This window comes from Streptomyces sp. 796.1 (assembly GCF_047525675.1).
GTDB lineage: Bacteria > Actinomycetota > Actinomycetes > Streptomycetales > Streptomycetaceae > Streptomyces.
The window spans coordinates 90,976-96,975 of the sequence record NZ_JBLIWA010000030.1 but is presented as its reverse complement, the minus strand read 5'-3'; the positions used below and the strand labels follow the sequence as shown (position 1 = coordinate 96,975).

5 protein-coding genes are annotated in these 6,000 nt (G+C 75.4%); 3 read left to right on the top strand and 2 right to left on the bottom strand.

Annotation, left to right across the window (positions count from 1 at the left end; genetic code table 11):
• Positions 1-467 precede the first annotated feature (467 nt).
• Positions 468-1,370 carry a thioesterase II family protein gene (locus ACMA1D_RS20875; protein WP_414725529.1) on the top strand — a complete coding sequence of 301 codons (903 nt, stop codon included), beginning with the start codon at positions 468-470 and terminating at the stop codon, positions 1,368-1,370.
• Between the two features lie 135 nt (positions 1,371-1,505).
• On the opposite strand, the gene ACMA1D_RS20870 is transcribed toward ACMA1D_RS20875, so the two are convergent.
• Complete coding sequence (locus tag ACMA1D_RS20870; protein ID WP_414725528.1) at positions 1,506-2,096, bottom strand: TetR/AcrR family transcriptional regulator; 591 nt, start codon at positions 2,094-2,096, stop codon at positions 1,506-1,508.
• 466 nt (positions 2,097-2,562) lie between these two features.
• Here ACMA1D_RS20870 and ACMA1D_RS20865 point away from each other — a divergent pair, with 466 nt between their 5' ends.
• Positions 2,563-3,477 carry an alpha/beta hydrolase family protein gene (locus tag ACMA1D_RS20865; protein ID WP_414725535.1) on the top strand — a complete coding sequence of 305 codons (915 nt, stop codon included), beginning with the start codon at positions 2,563-2,565 and terminating at the stop codon, positions 3,475-3,477.
• Positions 3,478-4,046: 569 nt separating this feature from the next.
• Positions 4,047-5,153 (top strand): TauD/TfdA family dioxygenase, encoded by a 1,107-nt coding sequence (locus ACMA1D_RS20860; RefSeq protein WP_414725527.1) that lies wholly within the window; start codon positions 4,047-4,049, stop codon positions 5,151-5,153.
• Positions 5,154-5,447: 294 nt separating this feature from the next.
• Here ACMA1D_RS20860 and ACMA1D_RS20855 read toward each other — a convergent pair whose 3' ends face one another.
• Positions 5,448-5,831 (bottom strand): STAS domain-containing protein, encoded by a 384-nt coding sequence (locus tag ACMA1D_RS20855; RefSeq protein WP_414725526.1) that lies wholly within the window; start codon positions 5,829-5,831, stop codon positions 5,448-5,450.
• Between the last annotated feature and the right edge of the window lie 169 nt (positions 5,832-6,000).

Sequence of the window (6,000 nt, the reverse complement as noted above, 5' to 3'; positions counted from 1 at the left end):
GCCCGCCACCCCGCCGGCCGGCCCGGGGACACCACGGCGTCCCGCCCCGCCCCGTCGGGTGCCCCACTGACCGCCGGCCCGCGCGCCCCCGTCGCGGGTCGGCTCCACTCGCTGCGGCCGGCGCGCAGGCCGCCGACCGGGCCGTGCGGGCCGCATACGGCGCCGGTGCCGCCCGGGCGCCCACGGTGCCGATCTGCCACGGGCGTGCGGCAGCGCGTGCCCGGCTCCCGGCACTGGCACACCGGCCACGCCCGGGACCGTACCGGGGCCCACCCACGGCCTGTTGACCCCGGGCCCGGGACCGCCCCGGCCCGCGGGTCGGAGTGCGGGGCGTCCGCGTCCGGGGCGACCGACCTCGTCCGGCCCCGTCCCGTACTCGGGCCCGTGACCCCCCCGGTCCACGTCCCCGGCCCGGCGCACGGAAGACTCGGGGGGCCAACCGCGTCCCAGCCACGAGGAGATCCACCATGCCCCCAGCGGCGCGCACCGACGCCGGCGCCGGTACGTCCGGCACGTCCCCCGCACGTCCCGCCCGCGCCGCTGACGGTCGGCCCCGGCCCACCCACCACGGCAGCGTCACCTGCCCGCGGCCGGTGTCCGATCCCGCGCTGCGGCTGTTCTTCTTCCACCACGCCGGCGGCTCCCACCTCCTCTACCGCGGCTGGGCCGACGCGTTCCGGGCCGACTGGGAGGTCTGCCTGGTCAACGCCCCCGGCCGGGGCAGCCTGCACGGGGCGCGCCCGCTGCCGAGCAGTGCCGAGCTGGTGGAGTACTTCGCCGCGGACTTCGCGCCGTTGCTCGACCGGCCCTTCGCCCTGTTCGGGCACAGCATGGGCGGACTCGTCGCGTACGAGCTGGCGCGTCACTTCGCCGCCGCCGGCCGGCAGGTACCGCTGTGGCTCGGGATATCCGCCTGGGGGGTGCCGCGGGCACCCGAGGACGCGCGGCCGGCCGGGGCTGCCGGTGGCGGGGCGCGGCTCGCGCGGCACTTGATGCCGGACCCGGAGCTGCGCGACTGGCTGCGTTCGGTCGGCGGGACCCCGACGGAGCTGCTGGACAGCGATGACCTGTGGGCCCTGTTCGCGCCGACCTTCCGGAGCGACTTCGCGGTGGTGGACACCTGGTGCCCGACGGTCGGTGCGGTGCCGCCGGCCGTGCCGCTCACCGTGTTCGGCGGCGAGTCGGACGCCGTGGTGCCGCCCGCGCGGCTCACCGGCTGGGCCGAGCACGCCCCGGGCTTCGACGGCCTGCACCTGTACGAGGGCGACCACTTCTACCTCCGCGACCACCGGGCGGCCGTGGCGCAGCGGATCACCGAGACGCTGATCCCGCTGCTGCCCGTACCGACCGATCCGGCGCAGCCGCGCTGATCCCCCCGTCCCGCACCCGCCGGCTGCCGGTCGTGATCGGTCGGCGCCGCGGGGGAGCGGCGGTGTGGTGGGCAGTGGGCCCGCGGCGGGCCACGGGCGTGCGACAGGGCTGCCGGTCAGGGAGTGGTGCGTCAGTCAGGTGGTGCGGCGCAGCCCCGCGACGAGGAGTTCCACCAACCCGCGCGCGTCGTAGCGGGGGTTGTCGCCGGCGCCCACGCACAGGCTGCCGACGCCACGCATCAACGCATAGGCGTCCGTACCGGGGTTGATCTCCCCGGCGTCGGCCGCCGCCGCCAGGAGGTCGGCGCAGACGGGCACGAGCCGGTCGATGAAGTAGGCGTGCAGCGGGTCGAAGCAGGGGTCGTCCGACTGCAACACGGCGGCCAGCCCGTGCTTGGTGACGACGAAGTCGACGAAGCGGTCGATCCACTGTGCCAGCGCCTGGTACGGGCTCGCGCTCGTCGCCAGCAGGACCGGGCCGGCCTCAGCACAGCTCTCCACCTGGTGCCGGTAGACCGCGATGATCAGGTCGGCCCTGGTGGGGAAGTGGCGGTAGATGGTGGCCGTGCCCACCCCGGCCTCGGCCGCGATCTCCCGGATCGGCGCCTCCACGCCTGAGGTGACGAAGACCCTGGCGGCGGCGTCGAGCAGTGCCTCCTGGTTGCGCCGCGCATCCGCCCGCTGGGGCCTGCGCGTACCCTCCGCGCCCCGATCGCCGTCGCCCACCGCACCGTTCCCTTCGCCGTAGCCCCGGACCGCCACCGCCCTGGCTAAGTGGGACAGTGTCCCGTATAGTCGATTCGGTACAGCGTCCCGTTTCGCCCATGATGGCAGACGGGGCAGCGGCGACCAAACGCGTACGTCCCGCGCCCCCGCGCCTCGACACCGACCGCGCCCAGCCCGCTCCTCTCCGTGCTCCGCCCCCCCGTGATCGGTCTCGTCGGGTCTTGCCGGCCCGGCCGTTCCGCCGATCCAGCCCATCGGGCAGCCGGCCAACCCATCGGCTCAGCAGTCAGCCGTCAGGTGGGACGGTCGGCCCCGCCCGACGGCACCCCGCCATGCCCGCAGCCAGCAGGAGGTCCGTCCCGTGTCCGCAGGAGACCCCGTGACCAACGCCGAACCCGGGGGTGTCCCGGGGATCGCCGAGGCGCCGGCCGCGCCGCCCGCCGAACCGGGCGACGGGCTGCTGGGCGTGCCCGGCGTCGCGCCCGCCCCCGTCGTCTCGGTGAAGCCGCTGACGCTGCCGGCGCCCGGCCGCGGCGTGGGCCTCCAGGTCCGGGTCTCCGCGCCGATCACCGGCAGTCGGCTGCCGGTGATCGTCCTCTCGCACGGCTTCGGCTCGTCCCTCGACGGGTACGGGCCGCTGGCCGACTTCTGGGCCGCGTACGGCTTCGTGGTGGTCCAACCCACGCATCTCGACTCGCGGACGGTCGGGCTGCCCCAGGACGACCCGCGTACCCCGGACATCTGGCGCTGGCGCATCCGAGACATGGGTCAAGTCATAGATAATCTAGGCGAGTTGGAGGCCGCAGTGCCGGGACTCGGCGGCCGGGTCGACCACCGGCGGATCGCCGTGGCCGGCCACTCCTTCGGCGGCCAGACAGCCGGCGCCCTGCTCGGGCTACGCGTCCTCGACCCGGTCAGCCAGCAGGGCCCGGACCTCTCCGATGCGCGGGTCACCGCCGGCGTGTTGCTCGCCACGGCCGGCACCGGCGGGGCCGACCTCTCGCGCTTCGCCGCCGAGCACTTCCCCTTCATGCACCCGAGCTTCGCGCACCTGACCACCCCGACCCTCGTCGTCGCCGGCGACCGGGACGACTCGCCGCTCTCGGTCCGGGGTCCCGACTGGCTGACCGACGCGTACGCCCTGAGCCCGGGCGCGGAGGGCCTGCTCACCCTGTACGGGGCGGAACACTCGCTCGGTGGCATCGCCGGCTACGAGGTACGCGAGACCACGGACGAACACCCCGGGCGCGTCGCCCTGGTCCAGCGGGCCACCTGGGCCTATCTGCGCCACGCGCTCGGCATCGAGGACGACAGTTGGGCGGCGGTACGCCGGGCGTTGGCCCGCAGTACGGAACCGCTCGGGCGCATCGATTCCCCGTAGGCCCCGCCGGGCGCGGCGGCCCGAGGCCGGGCGCCCACCCCGGCCGCACCGCACGGTGTTGCCGCCGGATGAACCCGGGTGAACGCCGATGAACACCCTGTGCCGGTGTGCGCCCGGGCCCGCGCGTGCGCGGCGCCGGTCGCGAGGTGAGTGCTGGAGGTCGGGACGCCCGCGGCGGCCGGGGGAAACGCCAGCTCACCCCGGGCGACCCGGGTGTGGCGCGGTGGCGGCGGCAACACCGGAGCGGGCTGCGGGACGCCGGGGCGCGCCGTGCGGCGGGTGCGCCGCGGCCCCGGGTCGCCGTTGACGCCCCGCGCGGGGCGCTGCGACGCTCCCGGCCATGCCCGACCCGACCCCGTACCCCGCCGCGCGGTGCCCCGCGGCTGCGGCGCGGCGCAGTCCGGGTGCGTGTCGCCGCTGCCTGAACCCCGCGCCGCGCTGACCCGCCGCGCCCGGCGGGCCGCCGCCTGCCGGCCCGCCCCGGGAGCCACCTCGGCGCCCCGGCCCGCGGCCGGGCAACCGCCCCACCCGCGGCCGGGCAACCCCCACCCCACCGAAAGGGCACCGCGATGACCACCGCGCCCACCAACCCGCAGCCCACTCACCCACGGCCCACGCACCCGGGGCCCGGTGCCGCGGCACAACCGACCACCACGCCGCAGCCCGCCGCCGGAGAGCCGGACGTCCCCCGGCCGGACACCGCAAGTCCAGACACCGCACGGCCAGCCGGCTCCGATGATGCCGCCGCCGGCGCGGCAGGCGTACGCGTCACCCGGCTCAACGGCCGGATCGGCGCGCTCATCGAGGGCGTACGGCTCGGCGGCGACCTGGACGCCGCCACCGTGGCCGCCGTCCGCGCCCACGTCCTCGCCCACAAGGTGGTCTTCTTCCGCGATCAGGACCACCTGGACGGGCCGCAGCACGAGGCGTTCGCCCGGCTCATCGGCACCCCCGTGGCCCATCCCACCGTCCCCTCGGGCGACGGCCGTTACGCGCTCAGCATCGACTCCGCACACGGCGGCCGGGCCAACCAGTGGCACACCGACGTCACTTTCGTCCCCGCCTACCCGGCCTTCTCGATCCTGCGCGCCGAGGTCATCCCGCCCTACGGCGGCAACACCCTGTGGTCCAACACCGCCGCCGCGTACGCCGAACTCGGCGAGCCACTGCGCACCCTCGCCGACGGGCTGCGCGCCCTGCACTCCAACGAGTACGACTACGCAGCCAGCAGGCCCGACGCGAACGACGCCCAACTCGCGCAGTACCACGAGGTGTTCACCTCCACCTCGTTCACCACCGAGCATCCGGTGGTACGGGTGCACCCGGAGACCGGCGAGCGCGCACTGCTGCTCGGCAACTTCGTCCAACGCATCAAGGGACTGCCCAGCCGGGACTCGCGGTTGCTCATCGAGCTGTTCCAGCACCACGTGGAGCGTCCGGAGAACACCGTGCGCTGGCAGTGGCGCGCCGGTGACGTGGCCATCTGGGACAACCGGGCGACCCAGCACTACGGGGTGGACGACTCGGGAGACCTGCCGCGCACCCTGCGGCGGATCACCATCGACGGTGACGTGCCGGTCGGGGTGGACGGGCGGCCGAGCGTGCTGGTCAGCCCGGCACGGATACCCGCGCCGCCGTTCGGCCCCGCCTCCGGGGCCTCCACCGCCACGTCCTGATCGGCGGTTGACCGGTGGCTGGCCGCGCCGGGGGAGGGGAGCGGCGCCCGCGCGAGCGGTCTGCCGCTGGGGCCGGTGGGCGGCGGGGTGGCCGGCGCTTGGGCCGGCGGCGCGCCCCTGGAGGGCGCGGGCGGGGTGGGACGGGGGCCGGGGCCTGTCCGCCCGGCCTGGGCCAGCCGCGGAGACCGGGCCGGGAATCCGGGGCTGGGGCGTACGGGGCTCCGTCGGCGGCTCGCGGGCCACGGGCGCGTGCCCGGGCCGGCCGTCACGGGTCCCCGGTGGGGGGGAAGGGACTCAGGAGGCGGGGACCTCCGCGGCGCCGTCGGAGTGCGAGAGCGCGTCCGAGACGCTGTCGTGGATTAAGAAGACCTCGGTGAGCCGGGTGGCGCGGAGCAGCTTGAGCGTGAACGGGTTGGTGACCACCACCCGCAGCAGTCGCCCCCGCCGACGCAGCCGGTTGGCGAGCTGGCACAGCGCCCCGAGGCCACTGCAATCGATGAAGGTCACCGCCGACAGGTCGATGACCACATCCGGATGCCGGTCAAGGTCCTGACCTGCGAGGAGATCGCTGTTGGGGGCGGCGGCGAGGATGTCTATCTCGCCGTGGAGCTCGATGACCAGGAACTGCTGGGCGGTCCAACGCCTGATCGCGTAGGGGAGTTCGTACTGCTCGGACATGGGGCGCTCCCTCGCCATAAATGGCGGGTCGATGATTACTCTGTGTGACGGATTTTCCGTCGTCTGGGGTCCGGGGCGGGGTGTTCTCGTGCCGTTCATTCGCCGTATTCGCTGTGAGGGCTGAGGCGGCTACCAGGGATGATGCCCAATTCAACGGTGATCTACCGCG